The 17,386-nt window shown below is 38.0% G+C and carries 16 protein-coding genes; 6 read left to right on the forward strand and 10 right to left on the reverse strand.

Going from position 1 to position 17,386, the window contains the following annotated elements; genetic code table 11:
• Positions 1-86 precede the first annotated feature (86 nt).
• From P20495_RS04610 to P20495_RS04600, 3 genes are all read right to left on the reverse strand, one after another.
• On the reverse strand, positions 87-1,091 hold the full coding sequence (locus P20495_RS04610; protein WP_242401496.1) for a transposase: 1,005 nt from the start codon (positions 1,089-1,091) through the stop codon (positions 87-89).
• Positions 1,092-1,183: 92 nt separating this feature from the next.
• Positions 1,184-1,906, reverse strand: coding sequence for a DUF2971 domain-containing protein (locus P20495_RS04605; protein WP_008138130.1), 723 nt, complete (start codon positions 1,904-1,906; stop codon positions 1,184-1,186).
• Between the two features lie 114 nt (positions 1,907-2,020).
• Positions 2,021-2,536: a hypothetical protein gene (locus P20495_RS04600; RefSeq protein ID WP_008138131.1), complete on the reverse strand. Its 516-nt coding sequence runs from the start codon at positions 2,534-2,536 to the stop codon at positions 2,021-2,023.
• A 391-nt stretch (positions 2,537-2,927) separates the two neighbouring features.
• Between P20495_RS04600 and P20495_RS04595 the strand changes: the two genes are divergently transcribed.
• Entirely contained in the window at positions 2,928-4,241 is a 1,314-nt protein-coding gene (locus tag P20495_RS04595) for a M20/M25/M40 family metallo-hydrolase (protein ID WP_008138135.1), read from the forward strand.
• Positions 4,242-4,247: 6 nt separating this feature from the next.
• Here P20495_RS04595 and P20495_RS04590 read toward each other — a convergent pair whose 3' ends face one another.
• Positions 4,248-5,141, reverse strand: coding sequence for a LysR family transcriptional regulator ArgP (locus P20495_RS04590; protein WP_007379089.1), 894 nt, complete (start codon positions 5,139-5,141; stop codon positions 4,248-4,250).
• A 95-nt stretch (positions 5,142-5,236) separates the two neighbouring features.
• On the opposite strand from P20495_RS04590, the gene P20495_RS04585 reads away from it, so the two are divergent.
• On the forward strand, positions 5,237-5,839 hold the full coding sequence (locus P20495_RS04585; RefSeq protein WP_008138138.1) for a LysE/ArgO family amino acid transporter: 603 nt from the start codon (positions 5,237-5,239) through the stop codon (positions 5,837-5,839).
• Positions 5,840-5,926: 87 nt separating this feature from the next.
• Here P20495_RS04585 and P20495_RS04580 read toward each other — a convergent pair whose 3' ends face one another.
• The 4 genes from P20495_RS04580 to P20495_RS04565 all read right to left on the reverse strand — a co-directional run bounded on the left by P20495_RS04580 (position 5,927) and on the right by P20495_RS04565 (position 9,347).
• Positions 5,927-6,724 (reverse strand): response regulator, encoded by a 798-nt coding sequence (locus tag P20495_RS04580; protein WP_007379040.1) that lies wholly within the window; start codon positions 6,722-6,724, stop codon positions 5,927-5,929.
• Positions 6,725-6,878: 154 nt separating this feature from the next.
• A complete protein-coding gene (locus tag P20495_RS04575) occupies positions 6,879-7,595 on the reverse strand; it encodes a Sir2 family NAD-dependent protein deacetylase (RefSeq protein WP_008138141.1) in 717 nt (238 codons plus the stop codon).
• Complete coding sequence (locus P20495_RS04570) at positions 7,592-8,608, reverse strand: kelch repeat-containing protein (protein WP_008138143.1); 1,017 nt, start codon at positions 8,606-8,608, stop codon at positions 7,592-7,594. Before P20495_RS04570 ends, P20495_RS04575 begins: the two co-directional genes overlap by 4 nt.
• Positions 8,609-8,714: 106 nt before the next feature.
• Entirely contained in the window at positions 8,715-9,347 is a 633-nt protein-coding gene (locus tag P20495_RS04565) for an NAD(P)-dependent oxidoreductase (protein ID WP_008138145.1), read from the reverse strand.
• A gap of 101 nt (positions 9,348-9,448) precedes the next feature.
• Here P20495_RS04565 and P20495_RS04560 point away from each other — a divergent pair, with 101 nt between their 5' ends.
• Positions 9,449-10,348 (forward strand): LysR family transcriptional regulator, encoded by a 900-nt coding sequence (locus P20495_RS04560; protein ID WP_008138147.1) that lies wholly within the window; start codon positions 9,449-9,451, stop codon positions 10,346-10,348.
• A 21-nt stretch (positions 10,349-10,369) separates the two neighbouring features.
• On the opposite strand, the gene P20495_RS04555 is transcribed toward P20495_RS04560, so the two are convergent.
• Positions 10,370-11,236: a diguanylate cyclase domain-containing protein gene (locus P20495_RS04555; RefSeq protein ID WP_008138150.1), complete on the reverse strand. Its 867-nt coding sequence runs from the start codon at positions 11,234-11,236 to the stop codon at positions 10,370-10,372.
• Positions 11,237-11,710: 474 nt separating this feature from the next.
• Here P20495_RS04555 and P20495_RS04550 point away from each other — a divergent pair, with 474 nt between their 5' ends.
• The 3 genes from P20495_RS04550 (at position 11,711) to P20495_RS04540 (ending at position 16,334) form a co-directional block, all read left to right on the forward strand.
• Positions 11,711-13,771 carry a TonB-dependent siderophore receptor gene (locus tag P20495_RS04550; protein ID WP_008138152.1) on the forward strand — a complete coding sequence of 687 codons (2,061 nt, stop codon included), beginning with the start codon at positions 11,711-11,713 and terminating at the stop codon, positions 13,769-13,771.
• Between the two features lie 99 nt (positions 13,772-13,870).
• Positions 13,871-14,311, forward strand: coding sequence for a YfiR family protein (locus P20495_RS04545; RefSeq protein WP_008138154.1), 441 nt, complete (start codon positions 13,871-13,873; stop codon positions 14,309-14,311).
• A gap of 4 nt (positions 14,312-14,315) precedes the next feature.
• On the forward strand, positions 14,316-16,334 hold the full coding sequence (locus P20495_RS04540; RefSeq protein ID WP_008138155.1) for an EAL domain-containing protein: 2,019 nt from the start codon (positions 14,316-14,318) through the stop codon (positions 16,332-16,334).
• A 36-nt stretch (positions 16,335-16,370) separates the two neighbouring features.
• Here P20495_RS04540 and P20495_RS20910 read toward each other — a convergent pair whose 3' ends face one another.
• Positions 16,371-17,006 (reverse strand): isoprenylcysteine carboxylmethyltransferase family protein, encoded by a 636-nt coding sequence (locus tag P20495_RS20910; protein WP_033016222.1) that lies wholly within the window; start codon positions 17,004-17,006, stop codon positions 16,371-16,373.
• Positions 17,007-17,386 lie beyond the last annotated feature (380 nt).

Below are 17,386 nucleotides of genomic sequence, written 5' to 3' on the forward strand. Positions count from 1 at the left end.
AGGAATATTAGGTATAAAAGGCAAATCGAGGTCGACATTTTGTTTAATAACGTGTTTTTTAAACAAACCAATGAAGATACAACTGTTCAACCTGCGCCTTTGTACCATTTTACATCGTTGCTGGCAGCTTGCTGCTTTAACCGTTGTTTGCTGCCTACAAAATTTGAGTACTGCTGCCTGAAACATTGAATTGATTCAAGCCATTGCGCTTCTTCTATATTCAACGTTAGGAGCACTTTTGGTATGCTTTTGTTGATATGCCCTTTTTTCTTTGGATCTATCTGGCGGCCACTCCAGTCGACTAATTCAATGTAATCCAGTAAGGCAAAGGGGATCGTGCCTTTAATATGATTACTACCAAATAGCTTTAGCTGTGTTAGTTGACTTTCATGTTGAACAATATCTTTTTGTTTGAGGGGTTTATTTGCTTTGACCGTGTCTGTGGTAAAGGCTTTGAAATGCGCTATACGCTCTTGAATTGAGGTAAAATCACTGTCTTCAAGCGTATCGGCTACATTTGCTCTGATAGGATTCAAATCAACGTAGGCCATGCAACTGAGTACTGCTGTTTGATCTAATAATGCCTGTGACTTATAGCGCCCTTCCCAGTACTTGCCCGTGCAGTTATCTTCCTTATTGGCCTCGCGGGCAATGTACTCATTAAGATTTTTCATATACCAGCTGATGTCATAAAGCCTTGCGCGCCATTTAGCGATGATCTCATTGAAAAAGAGCAAGCTCGGCTTATCTAACTGCTCACCATTTAAATGGCGGTCGACTAAAACATGGCCGTTATAAAGTTGATACCAGCGTTCAATTACTTCATCTTCAGACCAATCTAGTGCTTGACGTCTATTGACGTTCACAACAAGGTGGTAGTGATTGCTCATTATCGCGTAAGCAGCAATTTCTATGGCGAACACGCTACTTAATAACTTAATTCGCTCTACTAACCACGCCCTACGGTGATCAAAGTTTTTACCTGTGTATTTATCATCACCACACAAGAATGCGCGTCTCACGCATCGTGAGATTAAGTGATAATAAGATGTGGACGCTAAATCAATCAGCTTTTTTCTTGCGCGAGTCATAAAATATCAACCTTAGTTGAACTGTATGTAATAACAGTAGTTGATACTATGATTTTTGCAAAAAAACTTGTGCCTGTCCTTTCTTTGCTCTGTTACGTGTATCTTGGGCTACCTTTTAAACTTGATATCTCTATTCTGTCACCAAGACCATATTCGGAAGCAACTGCTCGTACATTTTCAATCTCTTCATCTGATATGAAAGGTCCTAAATGAATGTGTTCAATTAGATTCGCTATATCAAACCTCACTTTTATTCCATGTTCTGGTACAGGCACACCAAACTCTTCTGCCATTCGGAGAGATATAGCTAGTCGAAATTCATGCTCCCATTCAAAGGGCATGTGCTTATACCAGAAACGTTCCATCATGCTAACTTCAAGTCTTTCTTTGATAAGATCGACATACGCTACGTTTCCAGCCCATAATTCCTCTGCTTCGTATTTAGGATCTAACTTAAAAGGTTGCACGGAATTTTTAATTTTATCAAAGCTAGTTTGTATAGCCACACCCTGCCATTTGTTGGCGTAGAGTTGCCACATTGCATCACTTTCATGTGATGCACGATGCCAACAACTAACTTTGGTTAAACGCCTTAACTTTTCAAAAGCTTTATCTATACGGTCTGGCTTTACGTAACGTATGTCTTCTTGGTAACGAGGAGGCAGTACGGCTACAGCGCCTTCAAACTTATCCTGAAATTGACGTGCTGATGAAAAGTACAACTCGCCAGTTCGCAAAAACTCGATTAGTCGATCCGTCTTAAAGTACCGCCACAAAGGTTCTTTCAGTTCTGGACTTTCTCCGATAAACCTCATGCACTCTCCAAAGTGGGCTAACGCCCTGTTAACAGAAAAAATTGTTGGTTAAAATAAGCGACGAAGGAGCAAAAACCAACTGTTTTTTGTCCTTGTTTAACAGTTTGTTAGGCTTCAATCTCTCGATTTATTTGGCCATATTTTTACTTGTAATTTGTCTTTGTGTACTAAACGAGAACGCCACATTAAATCAGTTAACAAAATTGCAATTGCAAAGTTAAACCTTTGCCTAGTACTTGATGTTTGTTCTAGCTCGGTTGGTCCACACCAAGGCAACTGATTCGCTAATTTTGAAACTTTATCAGCGTCAAAATTGATGCCTCTCCAGCTATGACCAAATTCATTTCGGATCTTTCGTATTAAGGTTATCTCTCGAAACTCTCGGTCTTCGATTAAACCAAATGCATGAGCTGCTGATGCCTTTGCAGAGAAAGTACCTAAGGGAGCATTAAACCCGCTAATCAAGTCTTTTCCTGATTTGTTATCTACGAAAAATGATTCAAGAATTTTTTGAAGCCAATCATCTAAAACTGCGGCTGCATTTAGAGTTGCACCTCTATCAGTTTCTTTATCAAATTCATTGAGAAATTCAGACAGTTCATGCATCTCAGGTTCTAAAGGTTGACGCATATTCTTCCTTGAAGCCTAACAATTTAGTCTACGACATTTTTCATTATACAAACCGACAAATGTCCCTATTTTATACGAACTTCATCCTAACCATATAATAAACAACTGTAAACAGTTAGTTAGCTTCGCCTTACCTTTCCTAAATGCAGCAAAACCCCAAAATGGTGGAGGTCAGTAATATCAGACGTATAGCTGATTAGTTATACCCGTTGATTATTAATTAACAAATTATATTTTAAATATCTGTGTTTAAACCAATAACGCGTTCACCCTTAAACCTGTAACTCGTTATTGTTTATAAAATTAGTTAAAAATCATAATCTACTTCTATTGAATCCTCTGGATTTTTACTTCATATTAAATATTCTTATTTTTTACTTATTATGCTGTTATGTCATTTTTAAAATTTAGCCATGCACTTATCCTCACACTCGCTAGTATCTTACCGCTTACAAGCCATGCTGCGCTTGATAAAAATGAGCGTGAAATAGTAAAACAGGTCGATAAAAACATTCCCCACGCACTTAAAGAAATAGAGCAAGCCGTAAATATTAATAGCGGTTCGCTTAATATTGAAGGTGTAAAAAAAGTAGGCGCGCTGACAAGCGAGCAGCTCAAAGCCATTGGTTTTAAAGTTGAATGGCTTGATGGCAGTGCGTTTAACCGCGCAGGGCATGTACTGGCAACACATGAAAGTAAAAGCCCCGATGCAATAAAAATACTGATGATCGGCCATCTAGATACGGTATTTGCCAAAAACGATAACTTTACTACCTACAAACAGCTTGATACCGATACAGCCAGTGGCCCAGGCGTTGCCGATATGAAAGGCGGTAACACGATAATAATTACCGCACTTAAAAGCTTACAAGCCCTTAATTTACTCGAAAATGTAAGCATAAAAGTGTTACTGACTGGCGATGAAGAAAGCAGCGGTCGCCCGCTTAGCTTATCTAAACAAGCTATTGTTGATGCGGCAATTTGGGCTGACGTAGCGCTTGGTTATGAAAATGGCGATAACAATATAAAAACCGCTATGGCGGCGCGCCGTGGTTATACCGGCTGGACGCTAAACGTAACGGCAAATGCAGCGCATTCGTCACAAATATTTAGCGAAAGCGTTGGTTATGGCGCTATTTACGAAGCATCACGCATTTTAAATGATTTTAGAGAGCAACTTGCCACGCAACCTAATTTAACGTTTAACCCGGGGCTTATTGTGGGCGGTACAAATGCCGACTACGACAGTGCTAATTCGTCAGCAACGGCATTTGGTAAAAGTAATGTAATAGCACAAACCGTGCATGTTGCAGGTGATTTACGCGCACTTTCGCCAAAGCAGGTAGAAAGCGCTAAAAGGGTTATGCTACAAATTGTGGCTAAAAACTTAGATGGCAGTAAAGCAGAGCTTATTTTTGAAGACGGTTACCCGCCAATGGCATTAACTGATGGCAATAAAAAGCTATTAGAATTATACAGCGACGCAAGCCACGACTTAGGCTTCAACAAAGTAGTAGCCGCCAATCCACGTAATGCAGGTGCGGCTGATATTTCGTTTGCGGCAAACCATGTTGATATGGCACTTGATGGTTTAGGCTTGATGGGCAGCGGTGCGCACACTAAAAACGAAACAGCCGATTTAACCAGCCTTGATAAAAACATTAAAAAAACGGCATTACTCATTTATAGATTAGGGCAGTTATAAACACCTTTAAATTGGTTCTAATCGGTTAGCCGCAACTTGCATTGCAAACTTTCGCAGTGCTTTAAGTTGCGGGCTTTCACTTTGCCAATAATGCCAATACAAGGGCGTATCAATATAATACTCTGGAAATAAGTCAACTAACTCCCCTTTTTGCAGGGAATCACCAAGCTGCAAAGTCGGTAATAAGCCATACCCAAGGCCTGCTATCATGGCTTGTTTAAATCCTTCTGATGAGGGATATATATGTATATACTCTGGCGTTGAGCCGTTAATATCGGCTAAAAACTGGTGCTGTAGCTTGTCATATTCACTAAAAACTAAACAAGGTACCTGCGCCAATTGCGTAAGCGAAGTGAGGTTATGCTGTTTAATAAAGTCAGGACTCGCAATTGCCTTGTAACGTATAGCGCCTAATGGGCTCGCTAACCCGCCATTTACAGGCTCAGAAGATGAGCTAATACATACCATTACCTCGCCGTCTTTCATTCTTTTATGGGCGATGGATTGATCCTCTGAGATCACTTCAAATCTAAATTTACAATCAGATTCTGTATCTAGCACGGCTAGCGCTTCTGGCAACCATGTGGCTAGTGAATCAGCATTGGCAGCCAACTTTACACTAAGAGGTGTGTTTAAGCTGGAGTGCTCGTTAAGTGCATCTACGTTTAAAGCAACTTCTAACTGCAGGACTTGTTGTAAATGATTAAGTAAACGCTTGCCAAGAGCGGTTGGGCGCGGTGGCTGCGTCCTAATTATTACAGGCTCTCCAAGTTTGGCTTCGAGTTGATGAATACGCCGACTTACTGCCGATTGCGTAATAAATAGCTTTTTAGAGGCTTTTTCAAACCCGCCTTCACTAATAACCGCCGACAGTGCATTGAGTAGTTGATAATCAATCATGAGTTTTACGCATATAACCCTAAATATATTCATTGGATTTGTAACAGAATTACCAATACCCTGCAAGGCATTGAATAGTTGAGTAGATTTATAGTATGTCGTTTTTATCGGGTGTGATGCTGGGGCTAAGTTTAATTATTGCCATTGGCGCGCAAAATATTTGGATTTTAAGCCAATGCATGGCTGGCGCTAATCGGTTTGTTTTAGCCACGGTATGCATTATTTGCGACGCGACTCTTATTTTAATAGGTGTATTTGCAGCAAATGAATTACAGCAGTTATTACCAGGATTACTGCCTTGGTTAACATGGGGCGGTATTGCGATGCTATTATACTTAGCGTATGGATCTGCAATGCGAGCGATTAAAGGGACTTCGGGTTTAAAAATAAGCCTAGTAGAAAAAGTAAGCTGGTGGAGTACTGCCCTGTCGGCCTTTGCAATCAGTTTGCTAAATCCACATGTGTATTTAGATACCGTGTTGTTACTTGGCAATATTGGCGCTTTACAACCAAACCCAATGCATTTTGCACTTGGCGCTTGTGTTGGGTCAATAATTTGGTTCAGCACTTTAGTGCTTTTTGCTCCTAAACTTAAAAGCATATTAAGCTCATCATTAAGATGGCGAATATTTGATACCACAATTGCAGTTATATTATGTTTTGTGGCGTTTGGGCTTTATAACGTACCTAGCCAATAATAAAAAAGCAGCGACTTTTAACAAGCGCTGCTTTAGTTTTATCTGCTCAGGCTAATGCATTTTTACTGCTAGCCTTAAGTTTATAAGTTAAGACATTATTTTAAACAATAAATCTCTAACTGTTGCAGGCTCAAATGGTTTATCACAAATGGCATCAACGCCAGCTTGAGCAATATTGGCTAAGTGAGTGTCGTTTGCTTCTGAACTCACCATTAAAATAGGGATATGTGAGTAAGTGTTTGACCCTCTGACGGTTTCGGTTAGCTCTTTTCCATCCATTTCAGGCATATTATAATCAGTAACAATCAAATCGAATGACTGTGTATTTAATTGTTCGATGGCCTGTTTGCCATCTTCAGCTTCTACTGGTGCTGGTATCCCCATCCCCGCAAGTACGCGAATAATGTGTTTACGCGCAAAGCGACTGTCATCAACTACAAGTACACGTAATAAAGTAATATCAAAGTGTTCAAGCTCAACTTCTTCTTCACTAATAATATCTAAAGTAGCTTTAAGTGCGCGCGTTATAGCTTCAGCACTAAATGGTTTAGGCAAAATAGCTAATACACCCGACTGCCTTAACTGCTCTAAGTACTTTTTGTTACGCTCACTCGACACCAACATAAATGCTTGGTTTTCTGTTAGTGGATTTGATCTGATTTTTTGTAGTAAGGAATCAGCGGTACCGTCTGAAAAGTACATACTACTAATAACTAAATCAGGCTGGTAACTATTAAGCATTGTGAGCGCTTGTTCTTGCGATGTTGCTTTTTCAACCTGCTTTACACCACACTGAGTCAGTGATTTTATAATAAGCTTTTGTTGAACATCTGAAGGCTCTACTAATAATATTGATAAGTTTGCTATTGCTGTTAAATCACTCATTTACATCTCTTCAGTGTTGTTATGTTTACAGTATGACGATTAATGTATAAGTTAAGATTATAGATCAACAATGTACAAGCGAAGGAGAAATACTTTATAAAATTGTAAAATAAATATAAATAGCGTATTTATCACACATAATCACCAACTTAATTTAGTTATTTTGAATATACTCAAGCGCAGTCATTTTTTTATAACTCACATTGGGGTGTAAAATATGAGCCGGTTCGGGGTCTACAACTTCAATGGGAATGTTGTAATCACGCGCTATTTCTATCGCCATTTGCGTAATATTAACGCTAAACGAAGTCCCCATAAATACAATTTTATCGGCATTACTCATGCGTTTTTGCGCTTCGCTAATTCTATAAAGCTCGGTGTAGTACTCATCAAACAATAAAACAAAGGGTTTAAAAGAATAATTAAGCTCAGGTGATCGGTTTTTAATATTAAACACTTCAAATAAGGAGTCGTGCAGGCAGCTTTCATCTACCTTTTCCCACGGAGCGGCAAACGGGGTTACATCATCGCCTTGATGGTGAAATAGCGTCATTTGATCGAGCCTGCCATGAATAGCAATGTAATTTTTATTACCTGCTTTGCCATCAAGCCCATCTATATTTTGAGTAATTAGGTTTTTATCACTCAGCCAATGGTGTACGTCGTTTGGACCATGGTTGCGATACGTTGCAAAGCGATGGTAATACCACGCTAAAAACTCTTTCGGTGCGTTTTTGTACATTGCGCGCGTTGCCATTTCCATAGGTGTATAATTTTTACTGCCGATGGTCCAATAACCATCCTCCCCTCTAAAGGTTGGAATACCGCTGGCTGCGCTTACTCCTGCTCCTGTGATGTAAAGAGTGTTCACTTTTCAGCCTCGTAACCCAGTACGTTAGTACTTACTTGCTGTTTATTGTCAATACCGCCAATTCGATATAAAACCCCATTGTGTTCAAGTAAACCACGGTGATCCATACTCTTTACCTCAACCGGTGATAAAACCTGCCATCCATTTTTTTCGATATTAAAGCGCCAAACATGATCACTTGCTGGTGCAGGTTTATCGTCGTAGCCTATTGCGCTGTAATTATATGGATTGTTAGAACCTGCCAGCATATAAATATTGCCATTATAGCTGGTGGCTGCCATTCGATAGTGGGCGGAACCTGTTGGATGTGGCAATGTGCGCCAATCTATTTTTTGTGGATTAGTTGAATCTATTGTACCTTTTAAGCACTGTGCTACGCCTGCAAACGAGCGACGCGAATCAGGATTGGCTTGTGTTTTAACGCCATCACACACAACAATTGTATTGCCGCTAATTGCTGCCGCTTGACCAAATACGGGATCACCTAAAAATGGCGAGGCCTGTTGCCATGTATTATTTTGCGTGTCGTATACTTGTACTAAATTTACGTTACCGTCGTTATGCCAACCGCTAATTAAGTAAATGTAACGCGCTTTGTAGCTCAGCGCTACGCTATCATCTACAGGCACTGGCATATTGGCTAAAGGAGTATAGGTATCTTTTATTACGTCGTACCTATATACGTCGGGGCTTGAAACTTCAGTATGATCCTCTGCAACTGTATAGCCGCCAAACACATAGGCGTATTCACCTAAACCGACTGCGGTACTTGCTAAGCGCCCTTTTAATGGCAAGCTTGAAGGCACACCAGTTTTAGATTGCCACTGTGAATCGCCAACTTTAAGCGCCCACACTTTGTTATGCACTGACGAGTACTGTTTATCGCGGCCTAATCCCATAAAACTTAAAAAATAAGGCTGATTTTTAATAATAACTTTAGCCACAGCATTATTTGCAACAGGCTCAGGTAAAGCAGGAAGACTTGCTAACGCAAGCGAAAAAAGAAGGCCCATAAGACAAATAATTTAATAAGGATTAATACTCTCAGATTAAATTATTTTGCCCTTAGGAGCCAGCGCTTAGCATCTAAATAATCAAATGCTTTAAACTTAATATAAGTTAATAAGCAACACTAATACGTTGGTTTAAGTGTGCAGCTTTTTGTGCTTCGTCAACTAATGCTATTGCATAATCAGTGACTGATACTTTGCTTTCACCAGCTTCATTTGTAAAAAACTGATCTCCGCCAATACGATAAGGACCTTCACTTTCACCAGGATAAATTACTGCAGCAGGGCTTACAAAAGTCCACGAAGCAGAACTAGTGGTCGTTTTAAATACATTTAATGCTTCACCTTGTGCGAGTGCTTCATCTTTGTAATCTGCAGGGAATTCAGGTGTTGATACAAGTGTTACCCCTGGTGCAACCTCTAAGCTACCCGCACCACCTACCCAAATCAAACGCGTGCTTGTTCCATTTAAAGCTGTTAATAAACGCTCTGCGGTTTGTGCAACTAATTCATGATTACCTACTACACGTCCGCCCACTGAAGCAATAAGTACATCTATACCTTTAAGTACTGAAGCAATATTATCTTGGCTTTGTAAATCAAATACGCGAACGGCAGTTGTATTATCTGTTATTTTCGCTGCGTCACGTACAATGCTGACCACTTCTAAACCGCGCTTAGTTGCTTGTTGTACGATTGTGCTGCCAATCCAGCCTGTTGCGCCTAAAACTGCTACTTTCATTATCTGTATCCTATTATTGAGTTAATGAAGTTAGTTTACTTGCACACTTTTAAGTGATAAACACACTGTTACGATACATATTAGTTCATAACAAGTTACTAATGGATAAAATTACTGCAATTACAAGCTTTGTAGAAGTTGCCCGCTGTGGCAGCTTTACTAAATCTGCTGAGCACTTAAATCTAAGCCGCTTACAAGTTACTCGTCACGTACAAGAAATAGAACAGTGGTTATCGTTGAGATTATTTCATCGCACAACACGTAAAGTAAGTTTAACTATTCAAGGTGAAGAAGCATTAATTTACTGCCAACAAATACTCAGTACAGTCTCTGATTTAAAAAGTCGTGCTCATAGCCATAATAATGAACTAGTTGGTACAATCAGAATTGCATCGCCTATTGGGCTGGGTCAAAATTTATTATTTGAAAGAGTGGAGCAATTTTTACAACTACACCCCAAAACAAATGTTCAGCTTGTACTTTCGGATAACTTATCACAGTTGGTAGACGAACGTGTTGATGTGGCACTGCGCTATATTGAACAACCTGATGATCAACATATTGCCCGTAAACTAATGCATATTGATGGTGTGTTATGTGCCTCGGCAAACTACTTAGCTGAGTCGCCCCCCTTAATTAAACCTCAGGACTTACTAAATCATAATTGCCTAGTGCACAGTAGTGCGACAAAATGGCGAATAATATCGGCAACAAATGATCAAAAAGTTGCAATTAAGGGGAATTTGCAATCAAACGAAATGGGCATTTTAGTTAAAGCGGCAATTAGGGGGATGGGAATTGCTAATATTCCTTGCGATTTAGCAAATAAACACTTAAAAAATGGCGAGCTAGTAGAAGTCTTGCCGCATTATTATTCACCTGGCCATAGCCTATGGGCGGTGTACCTATCACGAAGTTATCAGCAAACGTTAGTACGTACATTTATTGATTTTTTAGCACTCAATTGGCAACAAGATATTAAAAAAAGTAGTTCAGCATAGACATTAAATTAATAAAAATGACTACATAACTTTAGCAACATTTTCGCCTTTAATTTTGTACATAGCTTGATCGGCATACTTAATGAGTTGATGATCAGTTTGTCCATCATTAGGGTAATTGGCAATACCAATACTAGGAGAGATATTGAGACTTAATTCATCCAATTGAAATTCAGCCTTAAATTGAGCTAAAATTTTACGCCTAATAACAACACTTTCGGTTGGTGACTTTAAATTATCTAAAATAATTAAAAACTCATCCCCACCTAAACGCCCTACAGTGTCATATTCCCTCATTACATTCGACAGCCTCTGTGCAATGCTATGCAACAACTTATCACCAACGTTATGACCATAAGTATCATTTACAGCTTTAAAGCCATTTATATCAATAAACAGTAGTGAAAAAAATAAATTATCTCGGTGAGCTTTTACAATTACTTTTTGCAATCGATCCATTAATAACGAACGGTTTGGTAAACCCGTTAATGCATCATGCCCTGCCATGTAATAAAGCTGCTCTTCCATCTCTTTTCGCTCGGTAATATCGTGAGCCACTGCAATTCTTACTTGATGTTCTTCAGACCAGCGAACAGACCATAGTATGTGGACTAATTGTCCATCTTTTCTGAGCCAACGATTTTCAAAACGAGGGTTTATTAACTCTCCTGATAAAAGCGAAGCAATTGCATTGTGCGTTTTTTGATGATCTCCAGAATAGACATAATTAATCATTTTTTTACCAACAACTTCATTGGCTGAATAACCAAAAATTCGCTCAAACGCGGCGCTAACAAAAACAAATGTACCTTGCTTATCTACAACACAAACAGCATCAAGCATTAAATCAAGTACTTCTTGTAAATCCACTAACCCACTTTTTATCATACCTGCTTGCCTCTAGGTTTAATGAAGCTAAATCCAGTATTCGACACTCCTACAACAAAAGCAAAAAATAGCTTTAAAGAAACGATATATTCACTCACATTTTAATAATGCGCCATCTATATAAATAGCGAGTAATAATTAAGCCTATAACGCATTGCTAAACCATGACGGCTCAAAACTACTTATACTTGATGATTACCTATGAAACAGAGTTAAAATATAGGATCTGTATTTTGCTTTTTCCAATTTAGTAACCAGATAAAATAGCCCCGAGATAGAATGAATTTTAATTCTGAGAGGTCAACTGGCCCAAGACGTTTATTATTTTGAGCGAACTAAAAAAATTCCAAAATCAATTTTATTAATAATATAAAGTGCTTTCACATCATTAATTTATGTTAATATCATGTGATAACAGATGCTTTACAAAAACAACGATTGTTTTTGAATTTGGATTGTGTAGGAGACACCTCATTGAAAATATCACAACGCTTTTTATGGCCATTAACCTTTATTTCTCCCTTACTAATGGCTGAGCAATTTGATTACGAAAACCTTGACCTTGATGCCCTAATGGGAATGGATGTTCAAGTCACTTCAGCAATGAAAAGAACTCAATCAGCATTTGATACAGCCTCCTCTATTTATGTTTTAAGTAAAGAGCAAATTACTAACTCTGGTGCTATGTCTGTACCTGAAGCACTAAAAATGGTTCCTGGGCTTATTGTTAGACAACTCGATAATAACCAGTGGGCTATCTCTTCGAGAGGCGTTGCTTCTCGCTTTTCTAGCAAGTTATTAGTCATGATCGATGGCCAAAGTTTATATACACCAAAATTTGCGGCTGTTTATTGGGAAACACTCAATGTTCCTTTGTACGATATTGAACGCATAGAAGTCATTCGAGGGCAAGGTGGGCTTTTATGGGGAAGTAACGCAAATAATGGTGTTATCAATATTATTACTAAAAATAGTATTGATACTCGTGACACATTAGCAACAGCAACCACCGGCAATCAAATAAATGTCGATACAAATTTTCGTTATGGAAACGATATTGGTAATAAAGGCAGTTATCGAATTTATGGCCATGCAAAACATGCAAATGCATCTAAAAAAGGAGCTAGACTCAAACCAAATGATACTACGAAACAATATTCTTTTGGTATACGTGCTGACTATACACCTAATGATGAATTGTCGGGTTTATTTCAAGGCGATGTTACGCATTCAAAACTAGGCCAAAACTACCGAGGTGTAGTTGATGCTACAAATGAAAACATTGCATTTTCTGATGATTTAAAACGTATCGACTCACGTATGATGGCCCGTTTAGAACACAGAATATCAGGCAATGCCAATCAGATGTTACAGGTATCATGGCTCAAACAAAATGGATCTCAAGCCTACATAAAAGAGCATTTCGAATCGATAGATATTGACTACCAAATGAATTTTATTTACCAGTCACTACAGTTTGATTGGGGATTAAACTACCGCTATAACACCATTTCATTTGCACAAAGTGTCTTTTTAGATAGTGATAAAGATTTGGATAACCTTCAGCAGTATGGTGGGCTTATTCAGGCTCAATATAACTTTACCCCTGATACTCTCGATTTTATAATTGGCACTAAATTAGATCATAATGATCTAACAGGGTGGGAAAACCAACCTTCAGCAAGGTTAGTTTACAAACCAATCGAGAATCATCTTGTTTGGAGCGCTATATCCAGAAGTGTACGAATCCCCACGCTTATTGAGTTTAACGATAACTTTAAACTTAATGGAACCAAAGTTATTGATGTACTTGGCACAAGTACAGGGCTGGTAGCTATAGATGAATATCGAATCGCCACTTTTTTAAATGGTAACGATAAAGTGAAATCTGAGAATTATATTTCTCACGAACTAGGTTACCGATTTTCCGATAACGATTGGTCAATGGACTTTTCCGCTTATAACACGCGTGGTAAAAACGTAGCAGTTATTAACTTAAACACCCATTTTGAACAATTTTTGCCTGCTCTCGCTCTGTTTCGTTCGGGAGAGATCCCACAAGCAGCTCAAGCGCTTACAACAACTCAAATCAACCTTGATTTAATCTCTGTTGGAAAAACAACAACAAAAGGTTTTGATGTCGTTTTATCTTGGCAACCTATGGATACTCTCAGCACAGAGCTTGGGTACAGTTATACAGACTTTAAATATAGCTTACCTTATGACACAAGCCCTGTGGTTGGGTTTGATTCAACAAATAGGCAGGTATTTGCAAAAGCAAATTACACTCTATTTAACGGCCATTCTCTATTTTCTACATTACGAGTAGAAAATTCTAATGCGTATAACACAGATAACTACGCAGCATTAGATTTGACTTGGAATTGGCAGATAAACCAACAGTGGTCAACTGCGCTTTCAGGTAAAAATTTATTAGCAAGTTCTCACATCGAATATGGTAATACAAACGAAACCTATACTATACCCAATTATATTGATGAATCTTTTACATTCACAATTATGACTACGTTTTAAGTTTATAACATGCTCAAGTCAAAAAGTTTAATCCATCGTACCTTAATTATATTTGTATTTTTATTTAGTGCGAATTGTAATGCAATGGAAAAGGAATACATGCTTAAAGCGGGCTTCTTATATAATTTTGCCAGATTTTCTCAATGGCACTCGCTTCCTCAAAAAGACAATTTTTTTACTCTATGCAGCCCTGATAAACACTTTATTGAGTTAGCAAACATTGTTTTAAAAGAACGAATAGTAAAAGGATTACCTTTAAAGAATAAACATATTGCTCTCAACGATATATCAAACGTATCGTGTGATATGCTTTTTATAACCGTCAATACAATCGCTAATTGGGAAAACCTAAAGGTTTTTCCTTATGACAATATTATGGTTATAGGTGAAACTGAAGGTTTTATTAAAAATGGCGGACACATTAGGTTTTTTCTTTCAAGTGGTAAAATTCGTTTCGAAATAGCGCCTAAAAAGCTTAAAGAAGTAGGTATTACGATGAGTTCAAAAGTATTACGCCTTGCTCGCGTTGTTGATAGGTAATGCAATGAAAAAACTATTTTTATTAAACACAATGAGCAAAAAACTTTTAGTCATTTTAATGTGTGTCGCCCTCGTATCAACCGCAACTGTCACAACCGTATTTAGTGCCTATGAAATAAGTAGCGCGAAAGAAGAGCAAGTAAAAAGTTTAGTATCTCTTTCTAAAATGTTGTCCCCTAATATAACGACAGCGCTTATGTTTGACGATGCAGAAGCAATACAAGAACTTATTAACCCACTGCTTATTCGCTCAGATATAGTATCTGTGATTGTGAGTAATTCAGATGGTAAACCACTTGCTATCGCCAATTCTCTTTCTAAAACAGCACAACATAGTATAGAAATAAGTACCGTTTTAGAGCTAGATTCTCATTGCTATGGTGAGCTCAAAATTAGGGCTAATGATAGCTACATTAATGATAGAGTGGCATTTTATAGTAAGTTTCTTATTATTTTGGTGATATTTACATTTATTGTGAGCTTACTATTATCCTTATTACTCAGACGTCGGTTTTTAAACCCTATATTATATTTGGCACAAACAGCTAACCAAATAACAAAATCGAATGACTATAGCTTACGTGCAAAACAGCTCTCGCAAGATGAGGTAGGCGAACTTACTTCCTGTTTCAACGATATGTTACACACGATTGAACAGCGAGAAAGTTCACTTGAAAATCAAGTTCGGCTTCGTACTAAAGAACTTGAAAATGCAAATTTACAATTACACCAATATGCATATGAAGATGGCCTTACAGACCTACCTAACAGACGTTACTTTTACGAAAAACTACAAAGTTTAATTAGCAAAAAAAATATAACTTTTGCCCTTATTTTTATTGATTTAGATGGCTTCAAAGAAATAAACGACAGTCTCGGACATGACTATGGCGATTTACTGTTACATCAAGTCGCAGTTAGGTTACAAAACTGCATAACAGCTAACGATACTGTAGCAAGACTAGGCGGTGATGAATTTACTCTTATTCTAGAAAGAGTAGACAATCAAGCGAGCGCAAGTAAGGTTGCAAATGCAGTAAAAAGTAGCTTAATGCAGTGTATTCATCTAAAAAAAGAAAAGGTGTATGTGACTGCAAGTTTAGGTTTAACTTTTTATCCAACGGATGGGGTAACAGTAGAAGACTTAGTAAAGCGAGCTGATCAAGCAATGTATTTATCTAAACATAAAGGTAGAAACCGCTACGAATTTTTCACTTATGCTATGGAAGAACAAGCAATCGAAAAGCGCCGTTTAATAGAACAAATACATACTGCCCTTAAAAAAAATCAATTTGAGCTTTATTATCAACCCATTTTTTCTATTAATGGTACATCAGTACCCAAAGCCGAAGCGTTAATACGCTGGAATCACCCTGAGCGAGGTCTAATTAGCCCAAATGAATTTATACCAATCGCTGAAAAGAATGGCTTAATAAGCGATATTGGCCAGTGGGTAAAACTACAAGCAATTAAAGATACTGTTCAATTTAATCTACTTTGCGAAACACCTATACAAATTAGCGTAAATACGTCACCACTTGAGATTGATCGTGCTGGTAATTGGGTAAATGAATGGCTAGAAGCAAGTGAGCAATACAAACTCCCCGCCCATACTATTCTCATAGAAGTTACAGAGAACACGCTAATGGATCCTGATTCTTTAATACAGAGTCAATTAAAGCGACTTAACGCAAAAAATATTGATATAGCAATAGATGATTTTGGTGTCGGTTATTCATCACTTGCCTATCTTCAACGCTTAGATATCGATATCCTAAAAATTGATCACTCTTTTATTAGAGATATAGAAACCAATGAAAACAGCATAGCGCTTATAAAGGCAATAATAACAATGGCACATAATTTAGGTGTAAAAGTTGTCGCTGAAGGGGTAGAAACCCAACATCAATACTTACTATTAAAGCAGTTAGCATGTGATTATATTCAAGGTTATGTATTTTCAAAACCAATCACTAAACAAAGCTTTATTGAAAAGTACGTTAAGTCTAAAGTATTACTTTAAAATTAAATACCAGCTTGTATGTGGGTAATGTCTTTATTACAACCAGCGAGGTACGCGTTGTTTATAATACTGATACTGCTCTGAAAAAGATTGCGATAGATGCTCTTCTTCTACTAAAGTTTGTCTATATAAAGCGGTAACCCCTACAATCAAACATACCAGACTAAATACACACGGCAATGCTAAAAAGAAACCAATTTGAGCCGCTGCAACACCTAAATACATAGGGTTGCGAGAATAGTCATAGAGTCCAGTGGTTTTTAGCTCCTTTGGCCCATTAGGATCTATTCCTGAGCGCCAAAGTGATGCCATATCAAAATGTACAAACATACTTAATATAAACCCAGCACTCAGTAATACATTGCCAAACATGACCCCAGGCCAACCGTTTAAAGGTTCAAATAATACTAAGTAATTATCTAATTCAGGAATAAAAACTCTCACAACACACACAAACCAAATAGCAGCCCTGAAAAATTTAAACGCCATATGGTTCCACCAACTAGAGCAATACTGCTGACCAGGAAAAATAACGCCAGAGGGTGTGGTTCGATTTTTATAAATAATTCTATAAGTATAAAATCCCGCCACAAATGTATAGAAAATAGCGAGGTAAATACGTGTAAACTCTATTAGGGATACTGAGTCATCTATAAAGGGTTGATAGTTCATTGAGGGAGCTCACACACATTATTTTTTAGCTAATACTATAAATTAACTTTAGTGTTCATACTGTTAATTAACAAGCAAAGTCAGCTAAATCGGCATAAAAGATTAGAATAAGTTTACCAATGATACCATGTATTATCCATCCACTTTTCTGCAGACGTAAAAAAGCCTGAATCGTTAAATTCGGGCTTTCTACAATGTGAAGTCGGTGCGCTACGCAGTAGAATGTCGTAGTGCCCACAGCGGTGGAGAGTCACATAACAAATGCTACACTATCATTGTGTCGGGGCGGCCTTCCGTGGGGCTCGCCTTCGAGCTGTTTTGTTTCACTACTGAGTTCGGCATGGGCTCTGGCTACCGCTTTTATTTTCACTTTTCTGCAG

The sequence above is a fragment of the Pseudoalteromonas sp. BSi20495 genome, from assembly GCF_000241185.1.
In the GTDB taxonomy this organism is placed as follows: Bacteria; Pseudomonadota; Gammaproteobacteria; order Enterobacterales; family Alteromonadaceae; genus Pseudoalteromonas; species Pseudoalteromonas fuliginea.